Annotated in this window: 12 protein-coding genes; 11 read left to right on the forward strand and 1 reads right to left on the reverse strand. The window is 37.6% G+C overall.

The window, feature by feature from the left end:
- Nucleotides 1-88: 88 nt before the first annotated feature.
- The 8 genes from G6N06_RS08400 to G6N06_RS08435 all read left to right on the forward strand — a co-directional run bounded on the left by G6N06_RS08400 (nt 89) and on the right by G6N06_RS08435 (nt 10,216).
- The gene (locus G6N06_RS08400) at nt 89-880 is read left to right on the forward strand and encodes a (Fe-S)-binding protein (protein WP_163515816.1); all 792 of its coding nucleotides are present in this window, start codon (nt 89-91) and stop codon (nt 878-880) included.
- On the forward strand, nt 880-2,103 hold the full coding sequence (gene serB, locus G6N06_RS08405; RefSeq protein WP_163515819.1) for a phosphoserine phosphatase SerB: 1,224 nt from the start codon (nt 880-882) through the stop codon (nt 2,101-2,103). The genes G6N06_RS08400 and serB overlap by 1 nt, the downstream gene beginning before the upstream one ends.
- Nucleotides 2,104-2,251: 148 nt before the next feature.
- On the forward strand, nt 2,252-2,767 hold the full coding sequence (locus G6N06_RS08410; RefSeq protein ID WP_163515821.1) for a PH domain-containing protein: 516 nt from the start codon (nt 2,252-2,254) through the stop codon (nt 2,765-2,767).
- Nucleotides 2,754-4,244: a PH domain-containing protein gene (locus G6N06_RS08415; protein WP_163515823.1), complete on the forward strand. Its 1,491-nt coding sequence runs from the start codon at nt 2,754-2,756 to the stop codon at nt 4,242-4,244. The genes G6N06_RS08410 and G6N06_RS08415 overlap by 14 nt, the downstream gene beginning before the upstream one ends.
- Nucleotides 4,245-4,285: 41 nt before the next feature.
- Nucleotides 4,286-4,771 carry an ABC transporter ATPase gene (locus G6N06_RS08420; RefSeq protein ID WP_163515826.1) on the forward strand — a complete coding sequence of 162 codons (486 nt, stop codon included), beginning with the start codon at nt 4,286-4,288 and terminating at the stop codon, nt 4,769-4,771.
- Nucleotides 4,772-4,910: 139 nt separating this feature from the next.
- Nucleotides 4,911-7,829: a serine hydrolase domain-containing protein gene (locus tag G6N06_RS08425; protein ID WP_163515827.1), complete on the forward strand. Its 2,919-nt coding sequence runs from the start codon at nt 4,911-4,913 to the stop codon at nt 7,827-7,829.
- Nucleotides 7,830-7,994: 165 nt separating this feature from the next.
- Nucleotides 7,995-9,134, forward strand: coding sequence for an N-acetyl-alpha-D-glucosaminyl L-malate synthase BshA (bshA, locus tag G6N06_RS08430; RefSeq protein ID WP_163515830.1), 1,140 nt, complete (start codon nt 7,995-7,997; stop codon nt 9,132-9,134).
- A 59-nt stretch (nt 9,135-9,193) separates the two neighbouring features.
- Complete coding sequence (locus G6N06_RS08435; protein WP_163515831.1) at nt 9,194-10,216, forward strand: helix-turn-helix transcriptional regulator; 1,023 nt, start codon at nt 9,194-9,196, stop codon at nt 10,214-10,216.
- A gap of 71 nt (nt 10,217-10,287) precedes the next feature.
- Here G6N06_RS08435 and G6N06_RS08440 read toward each other — a convergent pair whose 3' ends face one another.
- The gene (locus tag G6N06_RS08440; RefSeq protein WP_163515833.1) at nt 10,288-10,779 is read right to left on the reverse strand and encodes a hypothetical protein; all 492 of its coding nucleotides are present in this window, start codon (nt 10,777-10,779) and stop codon (nt 10,288-10,290) included.
- A 143-nt stretch (nt 10,780-10,922) separates the two neighbouring features.
- Between G6N06_RS08440 and G6N06_RS08445 the strand changes: the two genes are divergently transcribed.
- The 3 genes from G6N06_RS08445 to G6N06_RS08455 all read left to right on the forward strand — a co-directional run bounded on the left by G6N06_RS08445 (nt 10,923) and on the right by G6N06_RS08455 (nt 16,667).
- Nucleotides 10,923-13,850: an FAD-binding and (Fe-S)-binding domain-containing protein gene (locus G6N06_RS08445; RefSeq protein WP_163515835.1), complete on the forward strand. Its 2,928-nt coding sequence runs from the start codon at nt 10,923-10,925 to the stop codon at nt 13,848-13,850.
- Between the two features lie 218 nt (nt 13,851-14,068).
- Nucleotides 14,069-15,136: a chorismate synthase gene (aroC, locus tag G6N06_RS08450; protein ID WP_163515837.1), complete on the forward strand. Its 1,068-nt coding sequence runs from the start codon at nt 14,069-14,071 to the stop codon at nt 15,134-15,136.
- Nucleotides 15,137-15,221: 85 nt separating this feature from the next.
- Complete coding sequence (locus G6N06_RS08455) at nt 15,222-16,667, forward strand: dicarboxylate/amino acid:cation symporter (RefSeq protein WP_163515838.1); 1,446 nt, start codon at nt 15,222-15,224, stop codon at nt 16,665-16,667.

Below are 16,667 nucleotides of genomic sequence, written 5' to 3' on the forward strand. Positions count from 1 at the left end.
ATAAAAAATGTGATGTACGGCAAAAAGTTGCTGATTAAATCTTTTGGAGTAAAATAATAAAAAACAAAAACATATAAACTCATAAAAAATGAGCGAACAACTTATTGTGCCAACTATGGCAGAATTTACGGCCCAAGGCAAACAACCAGAAGTCCTCTTTTGGGTAGGTTGCATGGGAAGTTTTGATGATAGAGCGAAGAAGGTAACCAAGGCTTTTGTAAAACTGCTACATAAATCCAAGGTGGACTTTGCCGTTTTAGGAACTGAAGAGAGCTGTACTGGCGATCCTGCAAAACGTGCAGGTAATGAGTTTCTTTTTCAGATGCAGGCGGTCACCAACATCGAGGTTCTCAATGCCTATGAAATCAAAAAAATTGTTACTGCCTGCCCGCATTGTTTCAATACCATAAAAAATGAATATCCAGAACTTGGTGGAAATTATGAAGTCATGCACCATACACAATTTCTTAAATCACTTTTGGATGAAGGACGATTGACCGTTGAAGGAGGCCAATTTAAAGGCAAACGTATCACTTTCCACGACCCCTGTTATTTGGGGCGAGGCAACAATGTGTATGAAGCACCAAGAGATTTGATACGAAAATTGGATGCGGAACTGGTTGAAATGAAAAGCTGCAAGTCCAGAGGACTCTGCTGTGGTGCCGGTGGCGCTCAAATGTTTAAAGAGGCTGAGCTAGGAAATAAAGAAATAAATGTCAAACGGACAGAGGAAGCGGTCGAGGTGAAACCAGATATTATAGCAGCTGGGTGTCCATTTTGCAATACCATGATGACCGATGGTGTCAAATCAAAAAACAAGGAATCTGAAATTGCTGTGATGGATATTGCAGAATTGATAGCAAATGCAGAGGATTTATAATGGCCACAGAAATATTCCTATTAAACATTTCAGGACAGGACAAGCCTGGACTGACTTCAGGTTTAACCAACGTTTTAGCCCAGTATGGGGCTAAAGTTTTAGATATTGGACAAGCTAATATTCACGATACCTTGTCACTGGGTTTTTTGTTTGAGATTGAATCCGGAGACAAATCTGCTGCAGTTTTAAAAGATTTATTATTTAAAGCATATGAGCTTGGTGTCAAGGCTAAATTCTCACCCATTACCTCTGAAAATTATGAAAAGTGGGTTGACAATCAAGGTAAAGACCGTTATATAATTACCATTTTGGGTGAAAAACTAACTGCAGAACAGATTTCAACTGTTACGAGGGTTGTTTCAGAAAAAAACTTAAATATTGATGCTATAAAAAGACTGACAGGCCGCCTATCACTCACCAAAAAAGAGAATTATCCGCGAGCATCGATAGAATTATCCATAAGAGGTAAAATTGATAATAAAGCCGAATTGACAGCGAAATTCATGAAAATTTCCCACGATCTAAGTGTCGATATCTCTTTTCAGGAAGATAATATTTATCGCCGCAACCGGCGTTTGGTATGTTTTGATATGGATTCTACTTTAATTCAGGCTGAAGTAATTGATAAATTAGCCGAATTGGCAGGTGTTGGAGACGAGGTAAAAGCCATAACAGAATCTGCCATGAATGGCGAAATTGATTTTAGCGAAAGTTTTATACGCCGTATGAAGCTTTTAAAAGGGTTAAGTGAAGATGTGTTGCACGATGTCGCTATCAATTTGCCAATTACACAAGGTGCGAGAAGGCTTATTGATACGCTTAAAAAATATGGATTTAAAACGGCTATCTTATCTGGCGGATTTACCTATTTTGGAAATTACTTGCAAAAGGAATTGGGGATAGATTATGTATATGCAAACCAGTTGGAAATAAAAGATGGCAAGCTAACGGGAAATTATATTGGAGAGATTGTTGACGGTGATAAAAAAGCAGAATATCTTAAGGAAATTGCCAAAAAAGAAGGGATCCATATCAATCAGACCATAGCTGTTGGTGATGGCGCAAATGACCTGCCAATGCTTAATCTCGCTGGACTCGGAATTGCATTTCACGCAAAACCAAAAGTAAAAAACAGTACACAAAGCGCCATATCCAGTATTGGCTTGGATGGGGTTTTATATTTATTGGGATATCACGATAGACATATAGATTTACTTGAATAAACCATGGTCGATTTAACAAATTTGTTCGAAGTAACAAGCCCGTGAATCTACCAAGCCAACTGCTCATCTATGGATTTTTTACTGATGTAAGTCTTGAGAGATAAGATAGTAAATAAGTCGTTTAGTAAAACCAAGATTTAAACTGCCCATGTTCACCAATCAGCAAATCAATCTGGATATTTTGCCTTCTATTGATGATGTGGCTTTAAAACCTATTTCAAAACAATATCTCATGATTATTGTAATAAACAGATGGGTTTTTTATGCACTTATCGTATCAGCATTGATGGTTGCTAAACTCAAAATCGTGCACGAGGGTTTTCAATTGGCGTTCTGGTATTTATTTTCAGCTTGTGCTTTATTCTGCATTCTAAATTTTGTTGTTGCGTTACTGGCCTTCAATAAGCGAAAATATGCCATAAGGGAGCAAGATGTTATTTTTTCCAAAGGATTGCTGGTAAATTCAATTTCTGTAATTCCTATTTCACGTATTCAACATATAGAAATTTCCCGCTCCTGGTTGGCCAGAAGATTTAACTTGGCAACCTTAAAGATTTTTACTGCGGGAGAATCGGGGATTGACTTGAGAATAGCTGGTCTGAATTACAGCGAGGCAAAGCAAATCAATGATTTTTTAAGTAACAGAGTAAATGGAATCGATTGATTTTTCTCAACCTGCACGGCAATCCTCCAAAGGCATTCTTGTTATCTTTGCGCTAAATACCTTTAAATTTATCAGACGTTATTTTGTTCTGTTTTTGGCTTTGGGCCTGTCCTTATCCAAAAGTGAATCAGCATCTTTTTTATCCACTACAAGTTTAATATTGATTGCCTTAGGTGTTTTTGTGTTGATTTTTGTATTGGCGATTCTCAAATACCTGAATTTTAAATTTCACTTGGACAACGACCAATTTTATTTGTCATCAGGTATTATCAATAAGGATATGACCATTATTCCCAAATCCAAGATTCAAAATATCCACATTAAACAGAACTTCATCCAGCAGATCATTAATGTTGTTTCCTTAACCATCGAAACCGCTGGGGATGATAAGGCCGAAATCGAAATCAACGCTCTAAGCCATTCTGTTGCCCTAAACCTTAAAAAACAATTGTTCATTAGTAGACCTATTTCAGATAACGGGTTGGGTGATGAGCCCGTCCAAAGCGCTCTGTTTTTCAAGGCTTCAATGAAGCGTTTGCTCTTAGAAGGTATCTCAGAAAATCATATCAAAAGCTTTTTGATCATCGTTTCCTTTGTTTTTGGATTGTATAATGAGTTTGAAAACTACCTTCAAGACCTCGGCATCTCTGATCACTTTCAAACGTCAGTCAATATTGAAACTGGTAGTATCCTAAATCTCTTGTTGGCCAACGTGTTTATTGTTGTTTTCGCAATTTTGGGTTCTATGCTATTTTCCGTTATCAACACCTTTATCTCAAACTTCAATTTGGAGGTTATTGAAAACGACAACACTATTGAAATTAACAAAGGCCTATTTAACAAGCTTTCACTGATCCTTGTACCTGTCAAAATTCAAAATATCATCATTAAAACCAATCGGTTAAAGCAGTATTTTGGCTTACACACCCTGTCGATCAAACAGGCCATGGTAAATAAAAAACAACAAAAGAACTTTAAGATTGTAGCCTTGGAGAAACATCAAGTCATGCATTTGGTTCAGAAGGTTTTTACCCGATATGCTGATGTTGATTCATATGAAAAACCAGAATTTTATTATATACGGTTACTCACGTTTCGTTCAATACTTGTGGGTGCATTTGTGAATGTTCTGGCATTTTTTATTTTCGGAAATTATTTTTGGCTGATCTATATCATCATCATACCTTGGATCGTTCTTTTTGTCCACTTTACTTATAAAAAAGCAAGCTATCAGATAACAGATGAATATCTTACCGTAAATACTGGATTTATAGATCGTGTACGAAACATCAGCGAATTGAAAAAAATTCAGTCAGTACAGATAAAACAGAGTATTTTTCAAAAGCGCAATGAGATCGCATCAATACACATCGCTACCGCATCTGATAAAGTCAAAATTCTTTGTGTCACAGACCAAAACGCTAAGGCAATATTAGATTACCTGCTATTTAAGGTAGAATCCCAAGATAGAGATTGAATGTAATTGTGTACTTTTGTAGTTAGAAAAAAAATAAAAATATGCTAGTCGATTTTAATACTTTACCGGAAGAATCAAGAGTGTGGATCTATCAGGCCAATCGTTCGTTTACGGACGATGAAATTTCAGAAATAAAGTCCAAATTGGACATATTTATAACCAACTGGACCGCGCATGGTGCCGATTTGCAAGCTGGTTATCTCATTAAATATAAACGTTTTATAGTTATTGCAATCAATCAAGGTTTAAATGCTGCAACCGGTTGTAGTATTGATGCTTCTGTCCACTTTATTCAACAATTGGAAAAGGATTATGATGTGGATCTTATGGACAAGATGAACGTATCCTATAAACAAGGTGATTTCATTGCCTACAAGAACTTATTGGATTTCAAAAAAATGGCAAAAGAGAAGGCAGTCTCAAAAAACACCATTGTCTTCAATAATTTGGTGAATAATATTGCCGAATTCAACGAAAATTGGGAGGTCCCTGCAAGTGAAAGCTGGCACAGTCGATTTATTAAGTAAAACTTAACTGCCCGAATAAATTTTATTAACTAGCTTCATTATAAAACTATCTTAAAGTACTATCAGCTTCAATGTAAAAGTGGTATTTTACCGCTCTAATTGATATTGGTAATAAGACTTTAAAAAGACCTGAATTTATATGCGCTTAGCAATTTCCCTCATTATATTCTTTTTTATTTCATTCAACAGTGTAGCTCAAAAATCAGTAAATCCTTTATTGGCAAAAGACCCGATAGCTCAGCAAAGATGGGTAGATAGTGTATATAATAGCTTGGATACTCGGCAACGGGTAGGACAATTATTTATGGCTAGAGCGTTGTCAAACGGCAACAAGAGCAATGAAGCTGAAGTTGCCAGACTGATTAACAACCAACAAATTGGTGGGATCATTTATTCTACAGGTGGTCCAGTTAAACAAGCCAAATTAAATAATATATATCAAGCTATTTCTAATGTTCCCTTGCTCATTGGAATGGATGCAGAATGGGGATTGAGCATGCGATTGGATTCGACCTATGCTTTTCCTTATAATATGACCCTTGGTGCCATCACTGACAATAAGATCGTGGAGCAGGTGGGCAGACAAATTGGCGAACACAGCAAACGAATAGGCGTTCATTTCAATTTTGCTCCTGCGGTCGATATCAATACCAATCCGAAAAACCCGATTATTGGAAACCGCTCCTTTGGCGAAGATAGAGATAATGTGACGGCCAAAGGTCTGGCATTTATGAAAGGGATGCAAGATGCCGGAGTCTTGGCAAATGCAAAACATTTCCCTGGACATGGCGATACTGACACCGACAGCCATAAAACCTTGCCAACCATAAATTTCAACGAAAGACGTATTGACTCGATAGAGTTGTACCCTTATAAAAAATTAATTCAGGAAGGTTTATCCAGCGTTATGGTGGCGCATTTAAACGTGCCAAGCCTTGAACCAAAAGAAGGTACTCCGTCGTCTCTTTCAAAACACATCATCACAGACATTTTAAAGGAGCGCCTACAATTTGAAGGCCTGATTTTCACAGATGCCTTAGAGATGAAGGGGGTTTCCAACTTTAGTAAACCAGGAGATATTGACCTTGCTGCATTTTTGGCCGGAAATGATGTTCTTTTAATTTCTGAAAATGTTCCCGTAGCCATTGATAAAATTGTTGCCGCCTATGAAGCCAATGAGTTTACTGAAGAGCGCTTGGCGCATTCTGTTAAAAAGATTTTAATGGCAAAATATAAAGTTGGCCTTCATAATTTCAGTCCCATAGCTACCACAGGTCTTGTGGAGGATCTCAACCGACTAAAAGATGATCTTCTCTACGAAAGAGTCATGGAAAATGCCATAACTGTAGTTCGAAATCAAAGAGGGATTCTACCATTAAGACATCTGGAAACAAAAAAAATAGCCTACGTCGAGATGGGTGATGCAATTGATAATTCGGCCTATTTGGAAGAATTGAGAAAATACACCAAAGTTCATCATATAAAAGCAACAAAATTGGACGAGTTGATGACCAAACTCCAAAACTACAATACGGTTATCGTCGGATTTCACAAATCGAATGTCAACCCTTGGAAACCATATCAATTTTCAGATAAAGAGATGGTTTGGCTCTATGAAATGGCCCGGACCAATACCGTCATTTTGGATGTGTTTGCAAGACCTTATGCGCTTATCGATTTGCATTCCATAGAAAATTTTGAGGGCATTGTAGTCAGCTATCAAAATAGTGAGATTTCCATGCGAAAATCAGTACAGCTTATTTTTGGCGCTATCCCAGCAAAGGGAACTCTACCTGTTTCTACAGGAGAGCATTTTATGGTTGGTGATGGAATTAAATTTCCCAGCATACAGTCTTTGAGCTATGGGCTTCCAGAATCTGTGGGAATGAGTTCTGAAAAATTAAATAAGATAGACTCAATGGCTAAGGTCACCATTGCTCATAAGGCAGCTCCGGGGATGCAAATTTTAGTGGCCCGTAAAGGAAAGGTCATTTATAACAAAGCCTTTGGCAAGCACACTTATGAGGGCAAGGAAAAGGTAGATTTGGATGATATGTACGATGTGGCCTCCCTTACCAAAATATTGGCAACATTGCCGCTCTTAATGGAGTTAGAAGAAAAGGGCATCGTTTCCACTGAGACCAAATTGTCACAAATTTTACCAGAATATAGAGATTCCAACAAGAAAAATGTGACCTTGAAGCAGATGTTGTCACATTATGCTCGATTAAAGCCATGGATTCCCTTCTACAGTGCTACTTTGGATGCTTCCAAAAAACCAGATCCCAAATATTATAGGAGGGTATCGAGCCCAATGTTCAATGTTAAGGTGGCTGATGAAATGTATTTGAGACATGATTACCCCGATACCATTCAAAAATTAATCAGAGACAGTGATTTGCTGTCAAGATTGCAATATCGATACAGCGATTTTCCGTATTTTATACTGAAAGAATATATTGAAAAACACTATGACAAAGGGTTGGATGAATTGGTTCAAGAGCATTTTTACCAATCTTTGGGCGCCAACCACACGACCTACAATCCAGCTGCCATTTTTAGTAACTCACAACTGGTGCCAACAGAGATAGACGATTATTTTAGGCATCAGACTGTTCATGGCTATGTTCATGATATGGGTGCGGCAATGCAAAATGGTGTTGGTGGGCACGCTGGGATTTTTAGCAATAGTAACGATGTTGCAAAAATTATGCAGATGTATCTTCAGAAAGGCTATTATGGTGGGAAGCGTTATCTAAAACCCGAAACTATTGATAAATTTAATTACTGTTACTATTGTGGTAGTGGGGTAAGAAGAGGAATTGGGTTTGACAAGCCTCAGTTAGGCACTAAGGGACCAACATGTGGTTGTGTGTCATTGTCTAGTTTTGGACATTCTGGTTTTACGGGAACCTACGCTTGGGCCGACCCAGAACAGGAAATTGTATATGTGTTTTTGTCAAATCGGACCTATCCTAATGCCAGCAACAATATCTTGCTAAAGGAGGGTATCAGAACAGAAATTCAACGCTTGATTTATGAAGCGATCATTGAGTAGAAAAAGTTATAAGTTTTGAGAGCCTTAAGCACTTTAAGTTGGGCTCAAGAATTTTGAACAATCAGTTGAACAATTATTTGATGAATAACCAACTTTAGTCACTTACATAACTTTAGATACTTTAAGTACTTGAAAACTTTAGTTTGAACTAAAAAGAACAAAAAAATGAAAATAGGAATCGTATGTTATCCAACCTTTGGGGGTAGCGGGGTTGTAGCAACAGAATTAGGTTTGGCATTGTCCAAACGAGGGCATGAAATTCATTTCATCACTTACAGTCAGCCAGTAAGATTGGATTTGTTGGGGAGTAATGTACATTATCATGAGGTTAACGTACCAGAATATCCATTGTTTTTATACCAACCATATGAGCTTGCATTATCAAGTAAATTGGTAGACATGGTAAAATTGTACGGAATAGAACTTCTCCATGTACATTATGCTATTCCGCATGCTTATGCTGCTTATATGGCAAAAAAAATGTTGCAGGAAGAAGGTATTTACATCCCGATAGTAACTACCCTTCACGGCACGGATATTACACTGGTGGGAAGCCATCCTTTCTACAAACCGGCCGTTACATTTAGCATTAATAATTCAGATGCCGTAACTTCAGTATCCCAAAGTTTAAAAGACGACACGATGCGCTTATTCGATATTAAAAAGGAGATAGACGTTATTCCTAATTTTATTGACTTTAGCCGTCATAAAATACAATTTACGGATTGTCAAAGAGAAGTGATGGCCAATGAAGACGAAATGATCATCACTCATATTAGTAACTTTCGTAAGGTGAAAAACATTCCAGATGTAATTAAGATATTTTATAATATACAAAAGGAAATACCGGCAAAATTAATGATGGTAGGTGAGGGGCCAGAAAAAGCAGAAGCCGAAAAGTTGTGCAAAAAACTTGACATTTTGGATAAGGTAGTCTTTTTTGGCAACAGTCATGAAATTGATAGAATACTTTGCTTTAGCGACTTGTTTTTATTGCCATCGCAAACAGAAAGTTTTGGTTTGGCAGCCTTAGAAGCAATGGCGTCGGGCGTTCCTGTTATCTCAAGTAATACGGGTGGGATTCCCGAAGTAAACATACAAGGTGTTTCGGGCTTTCTCAGCGATGTCAATGATGTGGAAGATATGTCTAAAAATGCGCTTTATATTTTGAGTGATAAAAAAAGGCTCGAAACTTTCAAGCTCAATGCCACAAGAGAATCTGCTAAATTCGCGATTGAAAATGTGGTGCCACAATATGAAGCTATTTATGTTAAAACTCTAAAAGATTGTGAGCTTGTAAAATAAGTTTTATATTTAAATACTCTACCTGCAATCTAATGTTGGGAGTCTAAACTTCATCCTATATGACCACAATAAAAGTCAACTCCCTGCCTGTCGATTTGGTCATAAAGGATTTGGCTGAAGCATTTCAATTACCTTTTCAACTTAATTGTAGGGAATATTTTGTTGAACTCTCAGAGAATATAGGAGAAGGATATATCAAGGCGATGATGCTTGAATCTGGGCTCGGCATTATTGAATACCATTGTAAATTTAAAATGGATGTTGAAATTCAGTTTGTAAAAGATTTCACTCATCCGTTAAAGTTTTTATACTGTACCAAAGGCAGTTTCATTCACCGCTTTTCCAATGAAGAGACACTTCATGATCTTCATGAATTCCAACAAGCTATTGTGGCAAGTCAGCATTATAACGGTCACGTGATAAGTTTCAAAAAGGACCAGGAGATCAATCTTTATAGCTTGGAAATGGACCGAGAGCGCTTTATGCTTTATGACGAATGCTCCTCAGAACTTATAAAATCTGATCTCAACGACATATTTGGTGATGTTTTGGCTAAAAACAGTTTTTACCATGAGGGGTATTACAGTTTGGCTCTTGCCGAAGTTTTTGAACAGATAAATAACTTCAATGACAATTATTTTTTAAGGACTATTTTCATGATTAGCTGCGGGTATCAATTGTTGGGAAACCAAATTGCACAATACCAAGACGATCTGAACAATGAGGAGAATAGGCATGTTTTAAGGCAGTATGAAGTATCCAGGGTAAGAGATGCAGTTCAGTATATTCATCAAAATATAGAAAAAACAAATACAATAAATGATATTTGCCAAGAAGTGGGCCTAACGGAGACCAAACTTCAGGAGGGTTTCAAAATTCTTTATAACTCTACAGTCAATAATTATATCAATGATGCGCGATTGAATCTTGCCTCTCAATTATTAAGGAATACTAATTTTAACATCTCAGAAATCGTATATAAAATAGGCCTGACAAGTAGAAGTTATTTTTCTAAAATTTTTAAGGAAGAATATAAGATGACGCCAACTGAATACCGACAAATGCATATAAAAAACACATAAAAAAACCATCACTATATAATTAATGATGGTTTTATTTTTATGATTATTTCTCTATGTAGAGACATGTATTGCTAAAATCTATATCTGATACCTAAGGCTATATCGAAATCCAAATCGTCATTATAATCATTTCCAAAAGCAATTTCTGGTCTGAAATCCAATGATAGCATTAAAGGGATATCAAAAACGTACTCAATTCCTATATCGCCAGCAATAAATATAAAGGTTTGATTGTCCTTTTTATAGTTATCCTCATATCTTTTGTAACCATAACTTGCAAGGCCACCACCTGGACCTGCGTACCAGTTAAATCCTCCATCAATATTCCAAACCCATTGGTATATTCCGGCAAGTTTAAACCCGTCATAGTCACTACCGTTTCTTAGTCCCAAATCCAACTCCAAACGGTTGTTGGAGCCAAGGGCACGTTGGTATGAAACTTCAGCACCAAAACCATCACTGTCACCAATACGTAAACCAATGGCGTTGTCAGCAATATCTTGCGCATTCATAAACATAGTGCCTCCAACAAAGGCAATAGCGATTAAAAATATTTTCTTCATAATTTAAGTTTTAAAGTTTTAACAAAAATACACCTCGTATTGATATCCGAAAGAAATTATAACGCCAACTTTGTGTTAAAATTGACTAATTACCTCTAAATTTATAACAAAATTTTAATATAAATAGAGTTTTAAAAAAAGTGATGGTAAAAGAGTCAAATAAAATGTTAATAGAGCTCAAAAGTCAGTTGGAAGGGCAGCTGTTTACTGACGATTTAATGAAAGCGCTGTATGCAACAGATGCTTCTGTATATAGAAAACTACCCTTAGCTGTAGCCTATCCTAAAACTGTTGAGGATTTAAAATTGCTTATCCAATTTGCCAATACCAATTCAGCTTCACTTATTCCAAGAACTGCAGGTACATCTTTGGCAGGACAATGTGTTGGTGAGGGAATTGTGGTTGATGTTTCCAGGCATTTTACCAAAATTATAGACATCAATGAGAAGAATAGAACGGTTACCGTTCAGCCAGGAGTTGTAAGAGATGAGCTCAACAACTACTTAAAACCTTTTGGGCTTTTTTTTGGCCCAAATACCTCCACTTCCAACCGCTGTATGATTGGGGGAATGGTGGGAAATAATTCGTCAGGAACCACTTCAATCCAGTATGGTGTTACCAGAGATAAGGTTTTGAAAATGAAAACCTTGCTTAGCGATGGGAGCGAAGTCATCTTTGAAAACACCACCAAAACTGAATTCTTTGAAAAAATGAAATTGAGCACTTTGGAAGGGCAAATTTATCAAACTATATATAAGGAGCTTCATCCAGAAGATGTTCAAAAGCGAATAACTGCAAATTTCCCAAAGCCTGAAATCCATAGAAGAAATACAGGCTACGCCATTGATGAACTTCTGAAAAGTACTGTTTTTCAGGAAGGTTCTACAGACTTCAATATGTGCAAGTTGTTATCTGGAAGTGAGGGAACGTTAGCCTTTACTACCGAAATAGTATTGCAATTAGACCCGCTGCCACCTAAAGAAAGTATAATGGTTGCGGCGCATTTTGATAGTATAGAAAATTGTTTGCTGAGTGTTGAACTGACCATGCAACACAATCTTTTTACTTGTGAAATGATGGACAAAACTATTTTGGATTGTACTAAGCAAAATAAAACCCAGGCTGAAAACAGGGCGTTTATTGTTGATGATCCCAAAGCCATATTAATGTGTGAGGTTCGGGCAGATTCTTTTGAAGCCGTCGAAAAGCAAGCTGAACATTTGGTAAAAGCCATCCAGGAATCTGGATTAAGTTATGCTTGGCCTGTTCTTGTTGGACCTGAAATTGAGAAAGCCGTTGAGTTAAGAAAAGCAGGATTGGGACTCTTGGGGAATATAGTTGGTGATAGAAAATCGGCAGCTTGTATTGAGGATACCGCGGTCGCATTGCCTGATTTGGCCAACTATATTGGTGAGTTTACGCAATTGATGAAAGATCATAATCAGGAAGCGATTTATTACGCACATGCCGGAGCGGGAGAATTACACTTAAGACCAATTCTCAATCTTAAAAAAAGCGAGGATGTAGCCATGTTCAGACAAATAACAACAGATGTGGCGCATTTGGTAAAAAAATATCAAGGCTCCATGAGTGGAGAACATGGCGATGGGATTGTGAGGGCAGAATTTATTCCATTAATGATTGGAGAGGAGAATTATCAATTGTTGAGGCGTATAAAAAAAGCCTTTGATCCTCAAAACATCTTCAATCCTGGAAAAATTGTTGATGCTTACCCAATGGATGAGAATTTACGCTATCAACCTGATAGAACTGAACCGGAAATTGATACCATGATGGACTTTTCGGCTTCTATGGGCATCTTGAGGGAAGCTGAGAAATGTAATGGCTCTGGCGATTGCAGGAAGTTACCAGAATTTGGCGGCACTATGTGTCCGAGTTATAGAGCAACTCGCAATGAAAAAGATACGACAAGGGCAAGGGCCAACGCCTTGCGTGAATTTTTGACAAATTCAGAGAAGGCCAATAAGTTTGACCATAAAGAATTAAAGGAGGTTTTTGACCTTTGCCTGAGTTGTAAAGCATGCGCTAGTGAATGTCCAAGTAGTGTGGATGTTGCAAGTTTAAAAGCGGAGTTTCAATACCAATATCAAAAGGCAAATGGTGTCTCATTGAGAACAAAATTGTTTGCCTATAATAATACTCTGAATGGATTTTCAAGTGTATTTCCGCAGATGACAAATTTCTTTTTCAAAAACAGATTAACCTCATCAATGATAAAGAATACTTTCGGAATTGCAAAAGAAAGATCACTTCCATTGATTTCAAAAAAAAGTTTAGATAAGCATATAAGATCAATTAACAATCAAGTAATTGAGTCAAATAATATTAAAACAATTTATTTTTTTAACGATGAATTTACCAATCATTTGGATACACCGATTGGACAGGATGCGATAGAACTTTTGACACGTCTGAATTATAATGTAAAGTTTGTTTCCCATTCAGAATCTGGACGTTCGTTTATATCCAAAGGGCTTCTGGAGCAAGCCAAAAAAATGGCCAATAAGAATGTTGCCGTTTTTAAAGATTTGATTTCTGCCGAAACACCATTGGTTGGAATTGAGCCTTCGGCCATTTTGACGTTTACGGATGAGTACCCAAGGCTGGCAGATGATAGGGTAGCCGCGCAAAATATCGCAAAACACACCTTATTGATTGAGGAGTTTATCCAACAGGAAATCAACATGGGGCATATTAAGGCATCACAATTTACCAAGGAGGAAAAGATCATAAAGTTCCATGGCCATTGTCACCAAAAAGCCTTACGCAATCAATTGTCCAGTTTTACAATTCTTAATTTTCCTGAGAATTATAAAGTTACCATAATTCCGAGTGGTTGCTGCGGAATGGCAGGGAGTTTTGGGTATGAAAAGGAGCATTATGAGGTCAGTATGCAAATTGGTGAGCAAACCTTGTTCCCTGCGGTGAGAAAAGCTTCGGAGACAGCCATTATCTCAGCAAATGGTACGAGTTGCAGGCACCAAATCATGGATGGCACACAAAGAGAAGCCTTGCATCCTATCACAATTTTGAGGCAAGCATTGTTGTAGCCTTAGGATTTAGGGCTGATAAACTGAGTTTGAACCTCATATTCAATACCTTTTTGGTGGAGGACTTAATCAAGGATTCAGAATGAGTGTTCCATGGAATAATTGTTAGCATTTATGAAGGAATTGTTATCTTTCGGCAATTAAAAATTCAAAAAACCTTTTAAAATTCTATTTTTGTTTCTCTCAGAATACAATTACATTAGCACAAAATAATATCTATGGCAGGAAACTCCTTCGGAAAATTGTTTAAACTCACAACTTTTGGTGAGTCTCACGGCGTAGCCATTGGTGGCGTAATAGATGGTTGTCCATCAGGAATACATTTAGATTTTGAAGCCATTCAATCAGAAATGGACCGCCGAAAACCAGGACAATCTGATATCGTCACCCAGCGCAAAGAATCAGATGTGGTTGAGTTCCTATCAGGAATTTTTGAAGGCCAGACCACAGGCACTCCAATTGGCTTTATCATCAAAAACACCGATCATAAATCAAATGATTATTCTCATATAAAAGACGTTTACCGTCCAAGTCACGCCGATTACACCTACGACAAAAAGTATGGTGTTCGTGATTATAGAGGTGGCGGACGAAGTTCTGCACGTGAAACCGCTTGCCGAGTTGTTGCAGGGGCCATTGCAAAGCAAATGTTGAAAGATGTTAAAATTCATGCTTTTACTTCATCTGTTGGCGACATTTTTTTAGAAAAGCCTTATCAGGATCTTGACTTTTCAAAGATTGAAACTAATACTGTACGTTGTCCGGATGAAGTCGTTGCAAATCAGATGATTGAAAGAATTAGAGAGATTAGAAAACAAGGCGATACCATTGGTGGAACCGTCACTTGTGTGATTCACAATCTACCTATCGGACTTGGAGAACCTGTCTTTGATAAATTGCATGCCGAGCTCGGCAAGGCTATGTTGTCCATCAATGCCGTGAAAGGTTTTGAATATGGTAGCGGATTTTGTGGCGCCAAAATGAAAGGAAGTGAGCACAATGATCAATTCAATGAAGATGGAAGCACCAAAACCAATTTATCAGGAGGTATTCAAGGTGGAATCAGCAATGGAATGGATATTTACTTTAGAGTGGCATTCAAACCAGTAGCCACGATTATTCAGAAACAAAACACTCTTGACAATAAAGGAGATATTGTAGAGATGCAGGGAAAAGGACGACATGATCCTTGTGTAGTGCCAAGAGCAATTCCTATTGTTGAGGCTATGGCTGCATTGGTTCTGGCGGATTACACACTCCTGCGCAGGCAGGAGTCTCATGAATAAAAGAAGGAGCCTTTAGCTTCCGAAAATTACCCTTAATTAAAAATTAAGAGATTCCCGCCTTCGCGGGAATGAAAATAATAGTTACATGAAAAAACTAGCACTACATTGGAAAATCGTCATTGGAATGGTCCTTGGTATTATATGGGCGCTATTATCCAGTTATATGGGCTGGAGCTCATTTACCATCAACTGGATTGATCCATTTGGTACTATTTTTATCAATTTGTTGAAATTGATTGCGGTCCCATTGGTATTGTTTTCCATAATAGGCGGTGTTGCCAATATTGGAGACCCGTCAAGCTTGGGAAGAATGGGAGGAAAGACCTTGCTTCTTTACCTCTTGACAACGGTATTTGCGATTTCGTTAGGTTTAATCTTAGTCAACACAATAAAGCCAGGGAAGCTTATTGACGAGCAAAGCCGGATAGACAACCGAATCAATTATGAAATATGGGCCAGCTCACAGGGTCACGAAATAAAAGATGGCATCAATTATCTCGAGGATCCAGAATTTTTTCAGAGAGCCCAAGAGATTTCAGAGCTGACTAAACAAGATTTAAAGGAGGTTTCAGTATCAGATAAAATTGCAACGGCAGATAAACGTAAGGAAACTACACCATTACAACCATTGATTGATATTGTTCCGGACAATTTTTTCTATTCTCTTTCCAACAACGGCTTGATGTTGCAAATTATATTTTTTGCGATTTTCTTTGGTGTCTGTCTTTTGTTTATTCCAGATGAAAAATCGGCTCCTGTTTTAAAGTTGGTAGATGGTATTAATGAGGTGTTTCTTAAAATGGTAGATTTGGTAATGCAGGCAGCCCCATTTTTTGTTTTTGCCCTGTTGGCAGGTGTTGTAAGCAAAATGGCTGGGGATGATATTGGAAAGGTCGTTGAAATATTTAAAGGTTTAAGTTGGTATTCCTTAACCGTTCTTACCGGCCTTTTGGTCATGATCTTCATAACCTATCCTTCGATTTTAAAGACATTTGTTAAAAAGATTCCTTATGTTGGTTTTTTTAAGGCAATGAGTCCCGCACAAACTTTAGCATTCTCTACTTCAAGCAGCGCTGCAACACTTCCAGTAACTATGGAATGTGTTGAACAAAATCTTGGTGTTGACAAGAAAATAAGCAGCTTTGTTTTGCCAATTGGTGCTACGGTAAATATGGATGGGACCAGTTTATATCAAGCTGTGGCCGTCATTTTCTTGGCCCAATTGCATATGATTGATTTGACTATAGGACAGCAATTAACTGTGGTGATGACCACCACCCTGGCCTCAATAGGCTCTGCGGCTGTGCCAAGTGCCGGTTTGGTAATGCTGATTATCGTATTGGATTCCGTAGGACTCAATCCCGCTTGGATTGCCATTATTTTCCCTGTTGACCGTATTCTCGATATGTTTAGAACAGTAGTTAACGTAACTGGTGATGCCACTGTTTGCGCTATAATAGCAAACGGGGAGAACATGTTGGAATACGATGACGATAAGGATCCAACGGAAACTTTCGATGTAAAATCGTAA

Origin of the sequence: Gelidibacter japonicus, from assembly GCF_010725055.1 — a bacterium.
In the GTDB taxonomy this organism is placed as follows: Bacteria; Bacteroidota; Bacteroidia; order Flavobacteriales; family Flavobacteriaceae; genus Gelidibacter; species Gelidibacter japonicus.

Excerpts from the sequence above, each read along its gene's own strand:
- G6N06_RS08400 (WP_163515816.1), top strand. The coding sequence starts at position 89 with ATGAGCGAACAACTTATTGTGCCAACTATGGCAGAATTTACGGCCCAA.
- serB (WP_163515819.1), top strand. The coding sequence starts at position 880 with ATGGCCACAGAAATATTCCTATTAAACATTTCAGGACAGGACAAGCCT.
- G6N06_RS08410 (WP_163515821.1), top strand. The coding sequence starts at position 2,252 with ATGTTCACCAATCAGCAAATCAATCTGGATATTTTGCCTTCTATTGAT.
- G6N06_RS08415 (WP_163515823.1), top strand. The coding sequence starts at position 2,754 with ATGGAATCGATTGATTTTTCTCAACCTGCACGGCAATCCTCCAAAGGC.
- G6N06_RS08420 (WP_163515826.1), top strand. The coding sequence starts at position 4,286 with ATGCTAGTCGATTTTAATACTTTACCGGAAGAATCAAGAGTGTGGATC.
- G6N06_RS08425 (WP_163515827.1), top strand. The coding sequence starts at position 4,911 with ATGCGCTTAGCAATTTCCCTCATTATATTCTTTTTTATTTCATTCAAC.
- bshA (WP_163515830.1), top strand. The coding sequence starts at position 7,995 with ATGAAAATAGGAATCGTATGTTATCCAACCTTTGGGGGTAGCGGGGTT.
- G6N06_RS08435 (WP_163515831.1), top strand. The coding sequence starts at position 9,194 with ATGACCACAATAAAAGTCAACTCCCTGCCTGTCGATTTGGTCATAAAG.
- G6N06_RS08440 (WP_163515833.1), bottom strand. The coding sequence starts at position 10,779 with ATGAAGAAAATATTTTTAATCGCTATTGCCTTTGTTGGAGGCACTATG.
- G6N06_RS08445 (WP_163515835.1), top strand. The coding sequence starts at position 10,923 with ATGGTAAAAGAGTCAAATAAAATGTTAATAGAGCTCAAAAGTCAGTTG.
- aroC (WP_163515837.1), top strand. The coding sequence starts at position 14,069 with ATGGCAGGAAACTCCTTCGGAAAATTGTTTAAACTCACAACTTTTGGT.
- G6N06_RS08455 (WP_163515838.1), top strand. The coding sequence starts at position 15,222 with ATGAAAAAACTAGCACTACATTGGAAAATCGTCATTGGAATGGTCCTT.